The organism is Thermomonas sp., assembly GCF_025993755.1.
Taxonomy (GTDB): domain Bacteria; phylum Pseudomonadota; class Gammaproteobacteria; order Xanthomonadales; family Xanthomonadaceae; genus Thermomonas.
Window position 1 is genome coordinate 1 of record NZ_JAMQHN010000094.1, and the last position, 2,242, is coordinate 2,242.

Genomic DNA, 2,242 nt, shown 5'->3' on the forward strand with positions numbered 1-2,242 from the left:
CGTTGAGGATCGACAGCGCCAGCGCACCCGGATTGGTGCCGGTAAGAATTGCCGGCAGGCTGCTCATCAGGCCACGGGTGATGGTGTTCACCCCGTAATTGGGCGTGGTGGGACTCCAGCCCATGCCCGGCGCGCGCGGTGCGCCCGGATCGTTGGCCGTGCAGGTCGGGCAATTGTTCAGATAGTCGGCCAACGCGTCGTGATACAGCTGGTTGTTGGCGTTGGCGGTGTTCGCCATCGAATTCTGGTTGGCGATGTTGTTCTCGATGCTGTTGCCGTACTGGGTGCGGCCGTCGCGTGCCGAGCCGGTGATGCCGAAGCGGGCGCCGAGGTCGCGGGCCACGCTTTCGTTGGCGATCACGATGCGCGCCTCGATCACCACCTGGTCGACCGGTTTGTCGAGTTGGCGCACCAGGTTGCGGATCGCCTCGACCCGCTGCGGAATATCGATCACCAGCAGGGTATTGGTGCGGGTGTCGAAACTGATGCTGCCGCGCGCGGACAGGAAACCGCGATCCTGGTTGCTCTGGCCGCCACCGCCACCGCCGCCACTACCACCGCCTGCCTGGTTGCCCTTGCTTTCATCGGTGAGCATCTTGGCGATATTCGCGGCGCTGGCATAGTTGACCGGGATGTATTCGGTCACCTTCTCGGCGCGCTCGTCGATCGCGATCCGGGCATCTTCCTTGGCCTGCTCGAACTCGGCGATTTCCTTCTGCGGCGCGACCCAGATCACGTTGCCGTTGCGGCGCTTGTCGAGCTGTTTGGCCTGCAGGATCAAATCCAGCGCCTGGTCCCAGGGCACGTTGATCAGGCGCAGCGTGACGTTGCCCGTGACGGTGTCGGCTGCGACGATGTTGAGCTTGGATTCGTCGGCGATCAGCTGCAGGACGGTGCGCACCGGAACGTCCTGGAAATTGAACGTGACCGGACGACCGGAATAGCGCACACCAGCGGTACTGTCACCCGTCGCGGACGCAACCGCACCCACCGCTGGCGTGGCGGTGGTGGTCGCTGCCGCCTGCGCCCGCGGCACGATCTCGACGATGTACTCATTTCCGGATTGGTAGGCCATGGACTCGAACGCGCCGCTCGTCCCCAGCACCAGTTGGGCGCCGCTGCTGGTCGCATGGGCCTGGACGTTCTGCACCGGGGTGGCGAAATCGCGCACGTCGATCGGCCGCTGCAGGGCCGCCGGCAGGGTGGCATTGCCGATGTCCACGACCACGTTGGAGCCGTTGGTGCGCAGATCCGGCGCCGCACCGTCGCCGGAGAAGCGCAGGATCAGCTTGCCCGATCCGCCGTCGCCGCGCTTGAAGTCGATCGCGGACACGGTGACTGCATCGGGAGTGCGCTTGGCCGGATCGGCGAGCGCGCCGGTGGCGGACTGGCCCATGCCGACCGCAAGCGCGGACGCAGGGAATGCGCCGGCTCCGGCAGCGTACAGGCCCACGGCAATCCCTGCAGCCAGGGCCCCGAGGGGCAGGCGGCGCCGTGCGGGCAGCGTTTGCTTGGCGTTGGTGACGGTCATCGGTTTATTCCCCAATCAATTTGCTTCGAGTGACAGCTTGGCAGGACGTTCCAGCCAGCCACCTGCACCATCCGGAACCAGTTCGACGAGGTCGATCCGGTCTTCATGCACGCCGGTCACGCGACCGTCGCTTTGCCCCATGTAGTTGCCGGGAACCACCTTGTAGGTGACGTGATCGGGCGCCATGACCAGTCCGGTCAGGTTGTTCCCGCTCCCCAGCGTTCCCACCATCTTCAGGGTATCGAGAGTGAAGCCTTCCAGCGTCTGCCGCCGCCGGTTCGGATCCGGACGCGGGCCGCTGGATCCGTCGCCACTGAAGGTCTGGTCGAACGGATCGCGCAGGTTTTGCGCGGTGTATTCGAAGGTCTCGAACTGCTTCATGACCGGCAGCGGCTCCAGCGGCGGTGCCGGCCGGGCCTTGACCTCGGCCACCCACTTTTCCAGATCGCTGCGGCCGATGCCGCAGGCACTCAGCGTAGTGGCGCACACCAGAGACACGAGCAGCACGCCGGAAGCACGACGAATCGAGGGCATCCGCATGTCAATGTCCTCCCTGTGCCGGGGCTGCAGCGGGCGCTGGCGCCGCACCCGCTGGTGCCGCACCCGCAGCGGCGTCGTTCGCTGCCGCGGCCGCTTCTTCTTCATCCAGGTAGCGGTAGGTCTTGACCGTTCCGGACAGTTCCAGTGCGGTATTGGCTCCGATCCGGCCGC

The 2,242-nt window shown here is 65.9% G+C and carries 2 protein-coding genes; both read right to left on the reverse strand.

Features of this window, described 5'->3' with window-relative positions; all coding sequences use genetic code 11:
• A partial coding sequence (locus Q0X16_RS06640; RefSeq protein WP_297832294.1) for an AMIN domain-containing protein occupies positions 1 to 1,531 on the reverse strand: 1,531 nt, incomplete at its 3' end.
• 15 nt (positions 1,532 to 1,546) lie between these two features.
• Positions 1,547 to 2,071 carry a pilus assembly protein PilP gene (locus Q0X16_RS06645; RefSeq protein ID WP_297832297.1) on the reverse strand — a complete coding sequence of 175 codons (525 nt, stop codon included), beginning with the start codon at positions 2,069 to 2,071 and terminating at the stop codon, positions 1,547 to 1,549.
• Positions 2,072 to 2,242 lie beyond the last annotated feature (171 nt).